Genomic DNA, 17069 nt, shown 5'->3' with positions numbered 1-17069 from the left:
ACACGAGGGTGACCGTCGCTCGCACAGGGGCCACCCCCGCTCGCACGAGGGTGACCCGTCTGCCGCGACCCACGGGTCCGCTTCCCGGGGCTACGGGCCCGCATGGGCCCGACGTCCCGTCGTCCGGAGGGCTACGTCTACGTGCGGGGGAGCGAGGTGTTGGTGATCGGGAGCGGCTGGTCCGTGCCCGCCACGTAGAGGTCCGTCGGAGCCGTGCGCAGCACGAACGTGTCGTCCTCGCGCGAGACGCGCACGGACAGCACGAAGAAGCCGTCGTCCTTGACGGTGGTCTTCACGCGGTACTCGTTCTCCCAGTAGGTCTGTAGGAAGACCTCGGTGCTCCCGGGCTCGGCCCCTTGGGGAAGGCTGACCTTGCCCTGGACGATGAGGACGTCGCCCGCCTTCACCTTCTTCCTGTTGACCCGGTAACTGACGGAGGTGGGCTTGGCGTTGGCGGCCACGGTGGTGTCTGCGTAGTGGCTGTCCTGCGGGGTGTTGAGGTCGCCGTCCTCATCGTAGAGGGCCGTGATCTGCACCCCGTGCTGGACATTGAGCAGGCTGCTGCCGCTCACGTGGTCGATGTCGACGTCGGGAATGGTGAACTTCCCGTTGGTGTCGGTGACCGGCGTGCCCAGGTCGCGCGGCTCGTAGTAGTTGGGGTCAATCGGATCGCCCCAGGGATTCCAGGTGGTGAAGCGGACGACCTCCTGGACGGTGACAGGGATGTTGGCCGCCGGGGTGCCGTCGGCCTTGGTGACGGTGCCGGTGACGTCGACGGTGCGGTTGTCGTAGTCGGTGCTGGTCGGGTTGGTGCTCACGGTCAGCACGTAGGCGTCGCCGGGGGAAGCGTCCGAGGGCTTCGCTGAGGCGGCGGGCGCGGACAGGGCGCCTGCGGCGAGCAGGAGCGCGGCGGTGGCGGCAAGCCGCGTCGGCAGGGACTTCCTGGGCACGGGTCAACTCCAACTTGTGTCGGGACTGGAGAAGTCGCGCCGGGCGGCACCGGTTCCGCCGCAGCGCAGGTGTGCGACGCACCAGGTTCGACCGGCGGGGCGGGGCGGAAGTTGTCCCCTGATCGGCCGCTGTTACGTGGCTGTGGCAGGAGGCGGGTTTGTCCGGGTTGCGCATTCACCTGGACGTCACTCGCAGGCCGCCCCGCATTCCCCTCGGCGGGCAGCTGGATGGGTTGTTGCTGGACATCACCGGCTGGCGGCCCGGCCTGGGGTCTTCCGCGTCGGCCCGGACACTGGCGGCGAGGGCGCGCAGGTCCTTGTGCAGTTCCTGCCACCGGGCCGTGTCCATGGCCCGACGCATTTCGTCAGTGATCTCGATGGGGAGCCTTGCCGCGGAGACTGCTCGTCGACTTCTTCACGTCTTCGAGCCGGTCACCGAGAACCCGCATACGCCTGACCACCGAGCCGAGCGGCGTCGATCTCGCCCGCCAGGTCCTGGCTGCCGTCCGTGAGCCGCTCGGACTCGGCACCGCGATCACCTGGACGATGACCGGGCGCGGCATGGCTGCCCCGGCCACCGGCGGCGACCGTGCCCCACGACGTTCTCGATCAAGTCACCTCACCGTTTGATACGGCTGCGCATGGCGAGGACGGCGAGAGCGAGCAGTACGGGTTCGGTGAAGCGACTGACCATCTCTGTGTAGGTTCCCCAGGTGGTGAGATCTTGACCGCTGGAGCGGAAGACGACGGAGTTCAGCACCACTTGCAGCGACTTGTCGAAGCGTTTCACGGTGAAGCGGTCGTCGGCGGGCAGGGTCAACCGTGGGTCCTGTTTGTCTACGGTCAGTGTCACTCGTCCGCCATCGGCGGGGATGGTGCCGGACGCCGTCTGTTTCGGTGAGGAGTCGGGCAGGCCCAGGCCCATCATCAGCGCGATGGTGGCGGTCATGGCCACCGCGAGCCAGACCAGGGCGCGGGAGGCGCGCAGACCGTAGCCGGAGGTCAGCCAGTAACCCCACAGCAAGCCCCGTTCGCCGGGAGGCGTGCCGACGCGGTCGTGGCGGCGCATCTCCATCTCGCCGTAGTAGAAGTCGGCGGCGCCGGGCTCGTCCTTGCTGTCTTCGAAAGCCTTGCGCAGTTGCCGGTAGAGCGCGGCCAGGTGTTCCGGGTCGGGAGTGCGGCCGGGGTCGGGGTGGTGCGGCCCGGTGCGCCAGTGCCGGGGAGAGGGCGCCTGCCCCGAAGATGAGGGCGACTGGCCGGCCGTCTGTGCGCGCCAGTGGTGCTCTTCGGCCAGGGTGCGTCGCCGGGTCCACCAGTAGGGCCATATGGAGCGCCGGAAGTGGAGGCCGGTGGGGGTGGCCGCGAAGTTGCACCGGCCTTCCAGGCGGAGTTGGTCGAGGTGGAAGCTACCGGAGAACAGACAATCGCTCAGATCGGTGTCGGTCAGGACCAGGTACGTGGCGTCCACCCCGTGCACCGAGGCCACCCGTACGCCGTGCTGGGCTCCTGCCAGCAGGCTCTCGTCCGCCCTCGTGCTGCTGTGTGTAAAGGGGACGGGGTGAGCGTTGACCGCCACGGGGAAGAAGAGCACGGCGTGGCTGAGGTCCACCGTGGCGTAACGAAGTCGCAACGTAGCCGTCGATTCCCACCGTGTCCTCTCGCAGCGCACTTCACGCGCTGCGATCTCCAGCGTCACCGGTGCCTCGAACAGCGCACCGGACAGATCGACCGTCTTTGCGCACACCACCGGCCCGAGCCACGACATCGCCGTGAATCGGGCCTGGGGGAACAGGGCGTCACCGGAGAACTGGGCCAGGTGGAACCAGGCGTCGTCGGCAAACCGCGTTCCCTCGAACCTGGCGGTGCCCGAGAACAGCGCCGCGTCGAACCGGGCGACATCGGTGAACTGCGCCTGGGAGAACAGAGCGCCACCGCGGAACTGGGCCAGGTCGAACCCGACGATGCCGGAGAACCGCGCCCCGCCGAACCGGGCATCGTCGGCGAACCGCGTCCGGTGAAACCGAGCATCGCCCGCGAAGCGCGCCCCGTCGAACCAGGCTGTGCCGGAGAACCGCGCCCCGTCGAACCGGGCCTCATCGCTGAATTCCGCTCCGCCGAACCTGGCGGTGGAGGAGAAGCGCGCCCCGCCGAACCCGGCGCTGCCCGCGAACCGCGCTCCACCGAACCAGACATCGTCGGTGAACCGCGCCCCGCCGAAGCCGGCGGTGCCGGAGAAAAGCGCATCCTCGAACCGGGCGTCTGCGGCGAACCGCGCGCCCTCGAACCAAGCGGTGCTGGAGAAGCGCGAGCTCGCGAACCCGGCACTGCCCAAGAAGTGCGCCCCGCCGAATCTGGCATCGTCCTGGAACCACGTTCCGCCGAATCTGGCAGTACCCGCGAACCGCACCCCGCCGAACCAGGCGGCCTCGGCGAACTGTGCATGGCGGAACAGGGCGCCACCACAAAAGCGCGCACCGTCGAACCATGCGGTGCTGGCGAACTGGGTGCCCTCGAACCCGGCGTCGTGGGCGAAGTGTGCTCCACCGAATCTGGCGGTGCTGGAAAACCGCGCCCCGCCGAAGTGGCCTGTGCCCGAGAACCGCGCCCGGTGGAATCCGGCTTCCTCCGCGAACTCCGCCCCTTCGAACCTCGCGGTACCGAAGTGGGGCTTTCCGGTGGTGGGATCCCTGAGGGCTTGGAGGAGAGCGTTGAGAAGTGGTGCGGTGAAGCGGGTGCCGCGGTGGTCGATGTCTGTTCCGGGGGCCAGACCGGCGAGGTATGCGTCGCGGCCGGCGCTGTTCAGATGGGCCAGACACGCGGTTTGGCCAGGGACGTGGATTCCGCGGCAGCCGACGGGGTCGGTGGCGTCCTCGGCACCATGTCCGCAGTACGGCCAGGAAGGGGCAGACGGCGCGGGGTCCGGGGGAGTACTCATTGGCCTGGGAGCTCCGGGGCTTTCACTCGTGGCGGGCTGAAGGGCTGTACCTGCTCGGGCGTACGATGCCAACTCTCTGCCTGGTGCGGCTTCGAGTCGAGACCACCCCTGATGGGAACGAGGGGCAAGCCAGGACGGCGGTGACCTGGGTGCGGGTCAGCTTTGCCCGGCTGGCCGGGGAAGTACTCGCGCAGTGTGTCGCGCAGCCGCCGGAAGGTGCGAGTGCGTTCCCGGATCAGGGTCTGGTGGGCACAGGCGACGACCCTTGACGGCTTGTGCCTGCTCGCTGTCGTCGGCCACCGGCCGCAACTGGTCGCGGTCGACGCGGACCATGTCGGCCGGCGCGTGCAGGTGCCGGAGTTTTGGGCTGGCATGTCGGAAGCGGCCAGTGGCCTCAGGCACCATGAGCATTCAGATCGATGTAGTGGTGGCTCATCCGATCAACGATGAGATGGAGAGGGTGCTCGGGCTGGCCGAGGCGGTCGGCGAGCCCGTCACTGTCACGTTCGTGTTGTCGGCCACCTTCCCTCGCATAAAATGGACTGGCAAGTCCAAATCTGGAGCTTCAGGAGACACCCGTGGCCATCGGTGGAGACAGCTCGCTGACCCGCAAGGGCAGGGAAACCCGGCGGCGCATCGTTGAGGGCGCGGCCGAGGAGATCCGCGAGCGGGGTGCCGCCGGCACGACCCTCGATGACATCCGCGCCCGCACCGCGACCAGCAAGAGCCAGATCTTTCACTACTTCCCCGGCGGGAAGGAGGAGCTGCTCCTCGCGGTGGCTGCCCGCGAAGCCGACCGTGTCCTGGAAGATCAGGAGCCCCACCTCTCCAACTTGCGCACGTGGTCGGCCTGGCAGGACTGGCGCGACGCGGTGCTGCGGCGCTATGAGCAACAGGGTGTCAACTGCCCGCTCGGGGTGCTGATCACCGAACTGGGCCGCACCACCCCGGCCGCGCGGCAGCTGACGGGCCAGTTGATCAGCACGTGGCAGGCGGCCCTGCGCGAAGGCGTCCGGGGCATGCAGGAGACCGGTGAGATCGACCGACAGCTGGACGCCGACCGGACGGCGGCAGCACTGGTCGCCGCGGTGCAGGGCGGGGTGACCATCCTGATGGCCACCGGCGGCATCGCCCACCTCGAAGCGGCTCTCGACACGACGCTGACCCTGCTGCGGGCCGGCGCTCCCGCACAGCGGCGAACCGGCGGATGATAGGTCCCTCAGTCGGACACTTGCCGTTTTGTCCGTACATCCGGGACCGAGCGGCCCCTGCAAGGATCTCGTGGACGTGATGCGCGTGGCGGACGGGTCCATGAGCGGACTGCTCAAGTGGCAGCATTTCCAGGGGTTTCCAGTGTCGACATCGACGGCGACCGCGCTGTGGCCCGTACCCAGCACCTGCACACCCACAAGGGCGGCACCGCCTCAGCCCGCCTCGCCGGGCGCTGTAGCCTCCCCGCCTGGGCAGGGGCGGTGGGGTACGGGGGGAGACGACGCCGTGCCAGGCCGACCACAGCAGGAGGCCGCGGTGAAGGGGGCCTTCGGGGCGACACGGGCGAGCTCCACGATGCGTCGGCATCGCCACCGCGACTGCGTCGGCATCGCCGCCGCGGCGGCGAGCTCGATACGCTACGACCCATCCGGGCGGCTCACTTCCCCCGAGAGAAGTCCCGCCCGCGGCAAAGCCGACCAGGCCAAGCGGTCGAGGTGGCCAGGCTCACTTCGGCAGCGGCCGCACCCGCGTGGGCCTGCGCAGCAGCCACTGCCCGAGTGTCCGACGTGGCGGCCGCACCACGACGCGGCCGTGCATCATCGTGCCGACCAGCTCCACGCGCAGCGTGATCGGCGTCCCGGGGTCTGGGGCCTGACGACTCTTGACCTTGCTGTGTACCAGGCTCAGGGCACCCGTATCGACCACGATGCCCGGTTTGGTGATCAGCGTCAGCTTCTTGCCTGCCGTGTTCATGTCGATCCGTAACGTGTCCTGCGTGATCACTGCCTGAGTGAAGTCGAGCGTCACCTCACACCACGCCGTTTCCAGCTCCAGCCTCCGCGGCACCACCCAGCGTCCCACGCGTTCGACCGCACCACTGTGGATCCCGTTGATCCGGAGTACGTCCTTGATCTCCGCTACGGCTGTGCCGGTCGAAACGGACACGGCCGGCAGGTCGGCGGTCAGCGCGGTCAGCGCGCTGACGGTCCGTGCCGACAGGGCAGCTTCCAGGCGCTCGTCCAACTCCTCCGCGGTCAGCAGACCGTCCCCCGCCGCGATACGCAGCACATCCACCACCCGGTCCCGGTCCGCATGAGAGGCTCGCAGCTCGGGTGACGAGCCGGAGCCGGAGCGCTTCCCAGTGGGTGAAATCTCTCCCGACATGCTTCCGTCCTGGTCCTGTCGTACCTCTCCGCGCGACGCAGGCAGCGGCGCGAGCTGAAGACTAACGCTATATCGCGACATGGATCCCGGCTGGGTTCCACCGCGGAGAGGCGATGGTCGGCGTCGATTCACGGTATGCGGCATCCATCATGCCGAGGCCCAACTCCGACAACAACCGGTACTCGGCTCAAGGCCGGGAAGGCGAAGGGGAAAGGGACTCAGCAAGAGGGCAGGGGGAGCCATGATCTACGAAACGGTGTTCCGAAGCCAGGATGTACCTGCCGAGGGACCGTTCGACTACTGGCGTGAGCTGACGATCCAGACGTGTGCGCCGATGGACATGAGCAGTGACCATACCGAGGATTTCCAGGCATCCATGCATCTGCTGGAACTCGGCGCGGTGCACGTAAGGCCGGGCGGCCGGATGTGGCGGCGGAGGGCCACAGCCAGTACTGGACGTCGAGCTGGAAGTGGCCAGCGAAGCTGCACAAGATCGGAACCTGACCTGGCTGAACGAAGCGCCCCGCACAGGGAGAAGGCAGGGCCGCGTACGAAGGGATCCTCATCGCACGCCAGGAGGTCCCCCCGGGCGACCGTGACCAGCGGTCCGCTGGTAGCGGGGGACAGCGGTCATACCGGCGTCCGGGGACCGCTTCGGGGTGTCGGTGTTCGGCGTCCGACGCGGTGAGCGGGGCCGCCCCAGCAGTCGGGACTGGGGCGGCTACTGGGGCAAGCAGGGCCCCGAACTGCTCGACCGCGGCCTCTCCCTGTACGAGGTCGAGCAGCGGATGATCTTCGGAGCCAACCTATCGGGCGTTCGCGCAGGCACTGACCCCGGCCTTCGGGGAGTCACGACGTGACCCATGGGTCACCCGGATGATGAACCTGCCTGCGACGGTGGTGTCGACCACCCTGGATGGACCTCTCGACTGGCCGGACGCGACCGTCGTGAGCGGTGGCGCCGTCGATGTCGTTGCCCGACAACGAAGCCCTCGTCGCATGCTTGGGCGATCCTCAGCGCACCGTTGCGGCACACCGAGAACTGCTGCGACGTGGGGAGAACGCACTGAGCGCCATCCGCGCCGGCCTGCGTGACGAGAATCCGGCCGTCCGTGAGGGCTGCTGCCGCCTTCTCGATCACCTGGTCGACACCGAGTCGATGGACGAACTCGTCCTCATGGCAGACGACCCGGACGCACGGGTCAGGATTGCCGCCTTCCACGCCCTAGCCTGCGATCGGTGCAAGGGTGACACCTGCGCACCGGGCCCGGACCGGGTCCTCGAACCCGCGCTGTACCACTTGGCCTCAGACCCGGATCCGCACGTCCGGGCCATGGCTGCCGAACTGGTCGGCAGGTTCGCCCACTCCGATGCCCGCGCCGTTGCTGCCTTGAAGGCGTCCCATGCCGACGACCCGAGCCCTGCGGTGCGCAAGAAGGCGGGTTGGTTCACACCGGGTGGGAGCAGCTACGAACGGATCATTCCGCCCGAGACCAGGGAACGGAACAGCCCGTAGGGCTTAGGGTGGGACCTCCGCTTTGCGACGCACCGCACCGCACCGGACGCCGCGAGCCCCGGCACAACTCTCCGGCCACACCCGCCCACTTGCCCTGCTCAGCGCCGTGGGCAGACCTAGCCCCAGTGGAGAAGCGGCTCAGACGTTGATCACGGTCTTCCCGATCGTCCGCCTGCTCTCGGCCAGTTCGTGGGCTGCTCTCATCGTGTCCACACTCAGGCCGTCGAGCACCGTCGTGGCGATGGGACGCAGCCGGCCCGCGACGACATCCGCCGCCAGTTCGGCGAGGATTCTGCCCTGGCCGACGATGTCGCCACCGGCCGTGATCTTGCTGAAGACGGTTTCGGTGTGCAGGGACACGGATTTACCGACGAGCGGTCCGAGATCGAGGGGACCGTTCAGATCGATGACGGCGAGGTGACCGAGTGGCCGCAGGATCTCGGCCATCCAGCCGACATTGCCGGTGGTCCCGGAAGTGGACAACACCAGGTCGATCCGGTCGACACCGGCGTCACGTAGTTGACCGGGCACGTTTCCGGTGTGGTTGACGACCACATCCGCCCCCATCCTCGTGCACCACTCGCGTGATTCGGGACGCGAGGCCGTACTTGCCACCAGGGCCGAGGTCCTGCTCTTCAACAGCTGCGTCGCCATCGTCCCCACGCCACCGGCACCGCCGACGATCAGCACCCGGTCGATTCCCGCCACCAAGCTGTCGTGATCGCGGAACAGCGCTTCCCAGGCCGTGAGGCCGCCGATGGGCAAGGACGCGGCGTCTGAGAAGGACAGCTGGTCCGGAATCCTCGCCACCACACGATGGTCGACCGTGAGCCGCTCCGCCCAGGCGCCGTCTCGTGTCATGTCTCCGGTGCCCATGACGCGGTCGCCGACTGCGAAGCCCGTGGTTTCCGGTCCCACGGCTTCCACCACCCCGGCGAACTCCCACCCCAAGATGACTCGTCCGCCCGGTTCGGCGCTGCGCATCTGCCGGATCAGCGCTTCACCCGGATTGATTCCCACGGCGCGGATCCCGACGAGTAGATCCGTGTCGCGCAGCCGTGGTTCCGCGGCGTCGATGAGCTCGATGGCGAACGCGTCGAGCGAGTGGGCCTCTTCGTAAGCGAGGGCTTTCACATGATGCCCCTGTCCTGCTGGGTCATGATCTTCTCCGTTCAGTCCTGTTTGAGAGCGTGCAGCGCCGAGAGCAGGCCGCCGTCGGCCTGCATCAGCCGGCCGCCTTCCCGCAACGACCCGGCGTCCACCGGCGCGAAGCCGATCTCGTCGGCAACCGCACGGAAATCTGCTTTCGCGTCCGCGTCGTCCCCGGCGTAGAAGAGCAGTTGGCGGCCTTCCGCGTGCCGTGGGTCGGGCACGATGTACTGGGCGTACAGCGTGTTGAACGCCTTGACCACGCGTGCGCCCGGAGCGTGGCGGGCGACGAATTCACTGCCCGTGTCCGAACCGAGGTCGACATAGTCTCTTGGCGTCGGTCCGGCAATCTGATTGCTGGTGTCGACCAGGATCCGGCCATCCCATGAGGAGACGTGGGCCAGTGCGGCAGGGATGTCCAGCCACCTGACCGCCAGGAACACCATCTCGGCCGCGGCTGCGTCGGCGACTGTTCCGGCGGTGGCCAGCGGCCCCAGCCGCGCCACCGTGTCACTCAGTGTGTCCGGGCCGCGCCTGTTGCTCAGGACGACGCGATGACCTGCCGTCACGAGATGCCCGGCGATGCCCTGCCCGATCGTGCCCGCTCCGATAATTCCGAAGTCCACCAGCGTCTTCCTCCCAAGGTGTTCAGGCTGTCCGCGGGCCCGACCGACCCGCCCCTCTTTGAGGTCGTGCATCATTAAAATTTATGATGGTCGTCAACATTATTACTGTCAAGCCGGTGGGCGTGCGTGGACACCTTTTTGATGTCGGATATCATCTCAATGACGAGATGTCGGCCTCGGCCCGCACGCAGCGGTGCCGTCTTGTCGAGGAGGTGTCCGAGGTGCCACGCATCACCCAGGAGCAGAAGAAGCTCAACCGCGAAAAGATCGTCCGGGCGGCAGGCGAAGGCTTCAGGCTGCACGGGGTCGACGGGATCGGCATCGAGGAGCTGATGAAGACCGCCGGGATGACGCACGGAGGGTTCTACAACCACTTCTCCTCGAAGGAAGACCTCGCCCTCGAAGTCTACCGTCAGGGCTTCGATGACTCGCTCGACGCGCTCGCCGCCATCCGCGAGGCACATCCCCGCTCCGCCCGGGCGGCCCTGCACGACATGGTCGACGTATACCTGACGGCTGACCACCGTGATCACCCGGAAACCGGCTGCGCCTCAGCCGCCCTGGCAGTTGATGCCGGACGCCACGGCGCCACATCTCAGGCCGAGTACCGACGCGGGCTTGAGGGCTACTTCAGCGCCATCACCGAGATGGTGCTCGATCGCGCGCACCAATCCGGCGCCGAACCGACGGCGGCGGAAGCCCGCGAACAGGCAGTGGCGCTGTTCTGCCAGATGGTCGGCGCGCTGGTGGTCTCCCGCGCTGTCGCCGAGGCCGACCCCGGACTGTCCGACGAAGTCCTGACAGCCAACCGCAAACAGCTCAGGCAGAGTTGACGTGCTCCCTGGCCTCAAGTCCAGGGATTCCGGCCTGGGTCTTCTGACCCTTCCGGGGACTTCCTGCTTCACGGCGCTGTGCGGGCACGTGTGCCCGTCCTACCGGCGCTCCACAGGCGTCTAGCGTCTCCGCCCGTCCGGCGGCGAAGGTGCGGCCGTGCAGGGCCGCCTTGTACTCCAGTATGCCGATGAACGCGGACCATCCCGCGTCATGCACGGACTTGGCGAGCCGGGTGCGGGCGAGGGCGGACACCGCGAGGTCCTCCACCTACACCGCTTGGTTGTCGCGAATGATCTGTGTGGACTCCGTGTGGTGCCAGTCCCGGCGGCGCACGATACCGATCGCGTCACCGCCGCGCCGACGTGCGCTGGGAGGCCAGGCCTATCAGTAGCGAGGAAGCAGGTCCCGGCTCAGGTCCTCCTGGTCTTTGATTCCCCTGTTCCAGCCGCCTATCGTCGACTCATAGTCGACCGGTCGCCCAATTAACGGCCCGGTCACGGTACCCCCCGATCCGACGATCCCCCGATCGACACGAAGGCAGAAAAACGGCATGCGTACCACCACCCTGGGCGCCCACGGACCAGAGGCCGGCCTCATCGGTCTGGGCGCCATGGGAATGAGCTTCGCCTACGACATGGCCACCCCGCGTGACGAAGCCACCTCCGTCTCCGTCATCCACCAGGCCCTCGACCTGGGCATGACCTTGATCGACACCGCCGACGTCTACGGCCCCTACACCAACGAGGAACTCGTCGGCCACGCCCTGGCCGGACGGCGCGACCGCGCGGTGATCGCCACCAAGGTCGGAATGGAGTGCATCGACCCCACCGGTGGCCCCGGCGGTGCCCCGCTCGTCAGGCCCAATGGCCGGCCCGAGCATGTCCGTGCCGCCATCGACGCCAGTCTGCGCCGCCTGGGCACCGACCACGTCGACCTCTACCAGCTCCACCGCGTCGACCCCGAGGTCCCGATCGAGGAGACCTGGGGCGCCATGGCCGAGGCCGTCGCGGCCGGCAAGGCCCGTCACCTGGGCCTGTCCGAGGTCACCGTCGAGCAGATCCAGCGCGCCCAGGCCATGCACCCGGTTGTCACCGTGCAGTCCGAGTTCTCGCTGTGGACCCGCGACGTCCAGGCCGAGGTCCTGCCCTACTGCACGCAGCACGGCATCGGCCTCCTGCCGTACTCGCCTCTGGGCCGCGGCTTTCTCGCCGGCCGCTTCACCTCCTTCGACCAGCTGCCACAGAACGACCAGCGGCGGCGTCTGCCACGCTTCCAGCAGGACAACCTGCGGGCCAACCTCGACATCGCTGCCAAGGTCCGCGAAGTCGCCGACCGGATCGACGCGACCCCCGCGCAGGTCGCCCTCGCCTGGCTCGTCGCCCAGGGCCCGCACGTCGTCCCGATCCCCGGCACCAAGACCCCGAAGTACCTCGCCGACAACGCGGGCGCCGCGAACGTCCAGCTGTCTCCGGCCGACCTCGCCGACCTCAACGCCATCCCCGCCCCTGTCGGCGCCCGGTACTGACCGTCCCACCCGGCGCCCAGGGCCCCGCGTGCTCGACCACTTCTCACTCACCGTTTCCGACCGGGCCGCCCTGGACGGCTGGGCCCGGCGCCTGGACGACCTCGGGGTACCCCGTTCGCCGGTGCGGGACGCCGGCTACGCGGAGTTCATCTCCGTGGCCGACCCGGACGGTATCGCCTGGGAGTTGTGGGCCACCAAGCCGGGGCGGTGACCAGGCCGTGCCCAATCACGGGGCGCGCGGCTGTCGCAGCCTGTCCGCGCCGCCCGGCGGCCGACAGTCCGCATCAGCACCGCCGACCGCCGGGCCACGACGCATGGCGCCGGCGCGCCGACCGAGAGAGGTAGTGACCATGAAGGAGTTTCTGGTCGAGCTCACCACGACGGTGCCCGAGGGCATCGACCCCGCCGAGGTCAGTCGGCGCCGCGCCGACGAGGCTGTCCGGGCGAAGGAACTCGCTTCCGCGGGCCATCTTGTGCGGCTGTGGCGCCCGGTGGGCGAACTCCGCAGCATCGGAGTGTGGCGCGCTGACGACGAGGCGGATCTGCGTACGAAGGTCCTCGGCACCCTGCCCCTGTGGCCCTGGATGACCGCGGCCGTCACCGCCGTACAGCCACACCCCAACGACCCGGGCGTCGGGTGGCGCCCATGCGGCTCAGAGGAGAAAACTGATGAACAGCACAGCAGCGCATGAGGCGATCCTGCGTGGCGTCATGGACCGGTGGAAGTCCGCAGTCGATGCACATGAACCGCGGCGAGTCGCCTCGTATTTCACCGAGGACGCCATCTTTCAGGGGCTTCATCCCTACACGGTCGGCCGTCAGGGGGTCGCCGAGTACTACGATTCCCAGCCTCTCGGCTTGACGGCGGACTACTGGGTACTGGAGACACGGCAGCTGGCCGAGGATCTCCTGCTCGGCTACCTGGGCGTCGACTTCTCGTTCACCGACCGGCCGACCCTCAGGGTCACCCTCAGCGTGGTCCTCAGGCGCGTCGCCGGCCAGTGGCACATCGCCCACTATCAGGTGTCGAAGCTGAGCTGATTGAGCATTTTCATCCGGTTCACGTGACTGCCGAGGCTCTGGCACAGGCCACCGCCGCCGCCAACGCGCTCCAGGCCCGCCTGACGAGTCCGGACGCCTACGCACTGCGCGGCGAGCTCCACGTGATCGCCGCCACCTGTCTGACCCAGGACAGGAAGCGGTCTGGCAAGACCCGTGCGGAAGAGGCTGCGGCCATCTCATCGAGGCCGCCGACCTTGCCGTATTGACCCTTGCGGAGGCTCCTGGGCGGCAGGTCGCGTTCCATGCCGATCTGGGCCGGTCACGCTGCCGCCAGAACGCGCCCGGTTGGCCATCCGGGAACCGGTGGCATGACGGTGCGGTCGTGATCGGCAGTGCGCATGTGAGTCGGCCCGATCGGGTGACTCAATGCTGCTGTTGGCGCGGATGTCTCGGCCCTTTGGAGAGCAGGCGCATAGGTTGAGCGGGAGCCGGTCGCTGAAAGCGGTGCCGACGAGGCCGAATCGCCGGCCCCCGCAGTCCAGTCGCAGCAGGGAGTGCCAACACCGGCATGGACGTTCTCTTCATCACGAGCGTGGCGGCGGTCGTCGCCGACCCGCCGCTGAGCCGCAAGCTGTTCATCGAGGCTCTTGGCCTCCCCCTGGAGGGGCAAGGCAACGGTTACTACTCCAGCGGGTCCGTCCCCGGCAGCAAGCATTTCGGCCTGTGGCCGCTCTCGCAGGCAGCCGAGGCATGCTTCGGCACGGCCCAGTGGCCCGCCGACCGGGTGGTCCCTCAGGCATCGATCGAGTTCGAGGTGGCGAACGCGGAAGCCGTCACAGCCGCCGGTGCCGAGCTTCAGCGCGCGGGCTTCGACCTGGTGCACCAGGCCCGCACCGAACCGTGGGGCCAGACGGTGACCAGACTTCTCACGACGGACGGTTTGATCGTCGGGATCTCCTACGCCCCCTCCTTGCACGACTCGCAGGACGACCAGCTCCCCGAGTGAGCCCGGCTCAGCGGCCGATCAATTTCCGGACCGATCAATCGACGTGCTGCTGAACGCGTCTGACACCCTTCACGGGACCGAGACTGCGAACGTGGGCCAGCAGTGGCTGGGCCGATACGGCAAGACCGGCGGCCTGGCGAAGGCCACCCGGCAGCACCACCCGGCCCAGACGATCGCGACCTCATTCTGCGAGCTGCACCCGCGCGTGGCTCAATGTGTCTGGTTCGCCGGTGTGGCCCTCGCGAACGCGGGAGACTCCTCGCGGGGGATCGATCTCGGCCGCGTGCATGAAATCCAAAAAACGAGCCGCGACGGGCGAGAGGTCCTGAGAGCCGCGGTACATCACGCCGGTGACCCTGGTCGCTCCCGGCGAATCCACGGGTACCGCGACCAGATCATCCAGACCGAAACCCTGCAACTCCAAGGCCGGCAGAGCTGCCACGCCCACGCCGGCCCGTAGCAGCCCGCGGATCGTCGCCGCGCTACAGGCATTGAAATGGTGGCTCACCGAGATCGAGTGCTTGCTGAACGCAGCGTCGGTGATCGCTCGGATGCTGGTTCCGGGCCGCGTTGCGACCACGGTCTCACCATTGAAGTCCGCCCACGAGATGGAATTCCGCGCCGACCAAGGATGGCTGTGGTGCGCGATGCCGTAGAACCGTTCCCGCAGCAGTGGTGTGAAGCAGAAGCCGTCTGGCAGGTCACCGTGGGCGGTCAAGCCGAGTTCGACGGTCCCACCTTCGAGGCGTTCGACAACTTCATTCGCGGCCCCGTCGATGATCTCGAACTCCACCTCGGGGTGATCCAGCATGAAGCCGCGTATCACGCCCGGCAGTACAGCCGCCGCGAGCGACGGAAGCGCCGCTACGGCGATGGTTCCGGACTGGGCCGCCACGTACGACATGAAGCGGCTCAGTCGCATGTCCATGTCGTCGAGGACGGCGCCCGTCATGAGGAGAAAGGCATGCCCCGCGGCCGTGAGGTCGAGCTGTCGAGTGGTGCGGTCGAACAACCGCACCCGCAGGAGACGCTCGATTTCCTTGATCCTCCTGCTGAGGACTGACTGAGAGATGTGCTCTGCTGCGGCTGCTTTCGTGAAACTGCCGGATTCGGCGAGTGTCCGGACTGCGCGAAGCTGCTGCAACGTCAGGTCAGGGACCGACATGGCTCCACCTCTTGCCGCATACTCGGGTGCTTTTGTCGCGAACTTGATCGCCAACTCGGCGTGTGCAGGTGTCACGATGTTGACGATGAACCCCTCAGCCGCCATGAAGACGGGAGAGCAGTTCGCTCCTCGGTCCAGGCACACCAGGACGAGCGGCGGATCGAGCGACAGCGCCGCGAAGGAACTCGCGGTGAACCCGTGCAGCGTGCCTGACGCGCTTCGCGTCGTCAGGATCGTCACGCCTGAAGGGAAGCGGGCCAACGCCGAGCGGAAAGCGGCCGGGTTCAGTCCTTGAAATTGATCAAGCATGATATCCCTCGCGGGCAGCTCGGGCGGCAGGGTCGTTGAAGACCATGCGCGCGTCGGCAACCGTGACGCGGAGTTGCTCTTCGACCGGCCAACTGGAAGTCCCCGAGTGAAGGGCCCGTTTCAGCGCCGCGAACACGGCAGGTGGTTTCGCCGCTGCCGCCCGCGCGTCCGCCATCGCGATCGCGAGCAGGTCGTCCTGCTCGACCACCTGGTCGACGATGCCCATCCTCTCCGCATCGAACGCGTCGACGGGCTCTCCGCCCAGCAGGAGGCGCCGGGCGGCGCGGTCACCCAGGACCCCGCGCACTCGAGTGATCCCCTTCACGGCCGGCAGCATCCCGTGGCTGATCTCGGGGAAGACGAAACGCGCCTCTGTTGACGCGTACACCATGTCAGCGAACAGTGCCATTTCGATGCCACCACCGACGCACCAGCCGTTGACCGCACACACCAGCGGCCGGGCAAAGTCCTCCAGTGCGCGGAGCAGCGCGTGAAACGACGCCATCCGCTCGACCATCGAATCGGCGTCGAAGTCGATAGCTTCCTTGATGTCGCCACCCGCGCAGAAGAAGCGCTCACCAGCTCCCGTCAGGACCACCGCGGGGGTGCCGGGGCCGCTGGCAAGGGTTTCCAGCGTCTTTGACAGCTCGTTGACGAGCGAATTGCTGAGCGCGTTCGCCGGCGGGTGATTCAGAGTGAGTACGACCACGCCGTCCACTTCGTCGGACGCGTGCACAGCGCTGGGCGCTGTGTTGTGCGAGGCAATGCTCATGCTCGCCTTCCCTTAGTTCGCCGGTCCGCCAGCGGCGCGAGCGGAGGGGAAGTCCACGGGGCGCTTCTCCCGGAAAGCCTGGCGTGCTTCGGCGTAGTCGGCACCGGCGAAGTCGAGGATCTCGAGTGCCGAGGACAGCTCGTGCTGAGGCACCGCGTTGGTGAGCCAGGCGTTGAGCGCACGCTTGGTGAAACGGAGCGCCTGCTGGGAACCGCGGGCCAGCTGGGATGCGACCTCGAGCGCGCGCGGCAGCACCTGCTCGCGGGGAACGGACAGGCTCACGAGCCCGATCCGCTCGGCCTCGGTGCCCGTCAGCTTCTCGGAGGTGAGCACGTAGTACTTGGTCTTGGCCATGCCGACAAGCAACGGCCAGATGAGTGCGGCGTGGTCGCCGGCGGTCACGCCGACCTTGGTGTGGCCTTCCATCAGCACCGCGTCGTCCGCGGCGATGCTGATGTCGGCGAGAAGCGCGGTCGACAGCCCGTAGCCGACCGCGGGGCCGTTGATCGCAGAGATGATCGGCTTCTCGATGCGCAGCACCGTCGCAACCCGCTTGCGTTCGGTCTCCAGCATCGCGAGCGCTTCCTCGGGCGTGGGATCGGGCTGAGCGACGTCCATCCCGGTACAGAAGGCGTTGCCGGCCCCGGTGATGACGACGACCCGGGTCTGTTCGTCGCGCTCGACGTCGGCCCAGATCTGGTTCATCTCCTCGAACATCGGCATAGTGAGCGCGTTGTACCGGTCGGGTCGATTGATCGTGATCAGGAGGGTGCCGTTGTCGTGGCGTTCGGTGAGGATGTCGCCGGTGCCGTGGTTGTAGAGGTTGGTCATCGGCCGGTCTCCTTGTGGTGTGTGGGGTTGTGCTGGGAGTGGAACTGGTGGAGTGCTTGTTGGTGGGCGGGGC

Annotated in this window: 17 protein-coding genes and 2 pseudogenes; 10 read left to right on the top strand and 9 right to left on the bottom strand. The window is 67.8% G+C overall.

Features of this window, described 5'->3' with window-relative positions:
• Window positions 1-137: 137 nt before the first annotated feature.
• Both ACJX2R_RS02475 and ACJX2R_RS02470 read right to left on the bottom strand, forming a co-directional pair.
• Window positions 138-950, bottom strand: coding sequence for an acyl carrier protein (locus tag ACJX2R_RS02475; RefSeq protein ID WP_413098522.1), 813 nt, complete (start codon window positions 948-950; stop codon window positions 138-140).
• A 619-nt stretch (window positions 951-1569) separates the two neighbouring features.
• On the bottom strand, window positions 1570-3885 hold the full coding sequence (locus tag ACJX2R_RS02470) for a pentapeptide repeat-containing protein (RefSeq protein WP_413098521.1): 2316 nt from the start codon (window positions 3883-3885) through the stop codon (window positions 1570-1572).
• 578 nt (window positions 3886-4463) lie between these two features.
• Between ACJX2R_RS02470 and ACJX2R_RS02465 the strand changes: the two genes are divergently transcribed.
• A complete protein-coding gene (locus ACJX2R_RS02465) occupies window positions 4464-5096 on the top strand; it encodes a TetR/AcrR family transcriptional regulator (protein WP_413098520.1) in 633 nt (210 codons plus the stop codon).
• A gap of 505 nt (window positions 5097-5601) precedes the next feature.
• Here the strand turns inward: ACJX2R_RS02465 and ACJX2R_RS02460 are convergent.
• Entirely contained in the window at window positions 5602-6261 is a 660-nt protein-coding gene (locus ACJX2R_RS02460; protein WP_413098519.1) for a DUF1707 SHOCT-like domain-containing protein, read from the bottom strand.
• Between the two features lie 659 nt (window positions 6262-6920).
• On the opposite strand from ACJX2R_RS02460, the pseudogene ACJX2R_RS02455 reads away from it, so the two are divergent.
• Window positions 6921-7287 (top strand): annotated as a pseudogene (locus ACJX2R_RS02455) (deaminase); the annotation flags it as partial.
• On the top strand, window positions 7217-7777 hold the full coding sequence (locus ACJX2R_RS02450) for a HEAT repeat domain-containing protein (RefSeq protein ID WP_413098518.1): 561 nt from the start codon (window positions 7217-7219) through the stop codon (window positions 7775-7777). The pseudogene ACJX2R_RS02455 and the gene ACJX2R_RS02450, both read left to right, overlap by 71 nt.
• A gap of 138 nt (window positions 7778-7915) precedes the next feature.
• Here the strand turns inward: ACJX2R_RS02450 and ACJX2R_RS02445 are convergent, their stop codons facing one another.
• Window positions 7916-8911, bottom strand: coding sequence for an alcohol dehydrogenase catalytic domain-containing protein (locus ACJX2R_RS02445; RefSeq protein WP_413098517.1), 996 nt, complete (start codon window positions 8909-8911; stop codon window positions 7916-7918).
• A 38-nt stretch (window positions 8912-8949) separates the two neighbouring features.
• A complete protein-coding gene (locus ACJX2R_RS02440) occupies window positions 8950-9627 on the bottom strand; it encodes an NADPH-dependent F420 reductase (protein WP_413098516.1) in 678 nt (225 codons plus the stop codon).
• Between the two features lie 8 nt (window positions 9628-9635).
• Here ACJX2R_RS02440 and ACJX2R_RS02435 point away from each other — a divergent pair, with 8 nt between their 5' ends.
• Window positions 9636-10385: a TetR/AcrR family transcriptional regulator gene (locus ACJX2R_RS02435; protein ID WP_413098515.1), complete on the top strand. Its 750-nt coding sequence runs from the start codon at window positions 9636-9638 to the stop codon at window positions 10383-10385.
• Here ACJX2R_RS02435 and ACJX2R_RS02430 read toward each other — a convergent pair.
• Window positions 10372-10716 (bottom strand): annotated as a pseudogene (locus tag ACJX2R_RS02430) (RNA-guided endonuclease TnpB family protein); the annotation flags it as partial. The gene ACJX2R_RS02435 and the pseudogene ACJX2R_RS02430 sit on opposite strands and share 14 nt — an antisense overlap.
• Before the next feature lie 220 nt (window positions 10717-10936).
• Here ACJX2R_RS02430 and ACJX2R_RS02425 point away from each other — a divergent pair.
• The 6 genes from ACJX2R_RS02425 (at window position 10937) to ACJX2R_RS02400 (ending at window position 13919) form a co-directional block, all read left to right on the top strand.
• A complete protein-coding gene (locus ACJX2R_RS02425) occupies window positions 10937-11911 on the top strand; it encodes an aldo/keto reductase (protein WP_413098514.1) in 975 nt (324 codons plus the stop codon).
• A gap of 28 nt (window positions 11912-11939) precedes the next feature.
• Entirely contained in the window at window positions 11940-12122 is a 183-nt protein-coding gene (locus ACJX2R_RS02420) for a VOC family protein (RefSeq protein ID WP_413098513.1), read from the top strand.
• A gap of 139 nt (window positions 12123-12261) precedes the next feature.
• Complete coding sequence (locus tag ACJX2R_RS02415) at window positions 12262-12603, top strand: muconolactone Delta-isomerase family protein (RefSeq protein ID WP_413098512.1); 342 nt, start codon at window positions 12262-12264, stop codon at window positions 12601-12603.
• Entirely contained in the window at window positions 12581-12952 is a 372-nt protein-coding gene (locus ACJX2R_RS02410; RefSeq protein WP_413098511.1) for a YybH family protein, read from the top strand. The genes ACJX2R_RS02415 and ACJX2R_RS02410 overlap by 23 nt, the downstream gene beginning before the upstream one ends.
• A gap of 23 nt (window positions 12953-12975) precedes the next feature.
• Entirely contained in the window at window positions 12976-13179 is a 204-nt protein-coding gene (locus ACJX2R_RS02405; RefSeq protein WP_413098510.1) for a hypothetical protein, read from the top strand.
• Between the two features lie 302 nt (window positions 13180-13481).
• The gene (locus ACJX2R_RS02400) at window positions 13482-13919 is read left to right on the top strand and encodes a VOC family protein (protein WP_413098509.1); all 438 of its coding nucleotides are present in this window, start codon (window positions 13482-13484) and stop codon (window positions 13917-13919) included.
• A gap of 181 nt (window positions 13920-14100) precedes the next feature.
• Here the strand turns inward: ACJX2R_RS02400 and ACJX2R_RS02395 are convergent, their stop codons facing one another.
• Genes ACJX2R_RS02395 through ACJX2R_RS02385 form a run of 3 tightly spaced genes read right to left on the bottom strand, consistent with a single transcriptional unit; the run spans window position 14101 to window position 16996 of the window.
• Window positions 14101-15393, bottom strand: coding sequence for a LysR substrate-binding domain-containing protein (locus ACJX2R_RS02395; RefSeq protein ID WP_413098508.1), 1293 nt, complete (start codon window positions 15391-15393; stop codon window positions 14101-14103).
• Window positions 15386-16165, bottom strand: a complete 780-nt coding sequence (locus tag ACJX2R_RS02390; RefSeq protein ID WP_413098507.1) for an enoyl-CoA hydratase/isomerase family protein — start codon at window positions 16163-16165, stop codon at window positions 15386-15388. The genes ACJX2R_RS02395 and ACJX2R_RS02390 overlap by 8 nt, the downstream gene beginning before the upstream one ends.
• Before the next feature lie 12 nt (window positions 16166-16177).
• A complete protein-coding gene (locus ACJX2R_RS02385) occupies window positions 16178-16996 on the bottom strand; it encodes an enoyl-CoA hydratase/isomerase family protein (RefSeq protein ID WP_413098506.1) in 819 nt (272 codons plus the stop codon).
• Window positions 16997-17069 lie beyond the last annotated feature (73 nt).

This window comes from Streptomyces sp. Inha503 (assembly GCF_047215865.1).
GTDB lineage: Bacteria > Actinomycetota > Actinomycetes > Streptomycetales > Streptomycetaceae > Streptomyces > Streptomyces lycopersici.
The sequence above is the reverse complement of the archived record's forward strand: the minus strand, read 5'-3'. Positions and strand labels throughout refer to the sequence as shown.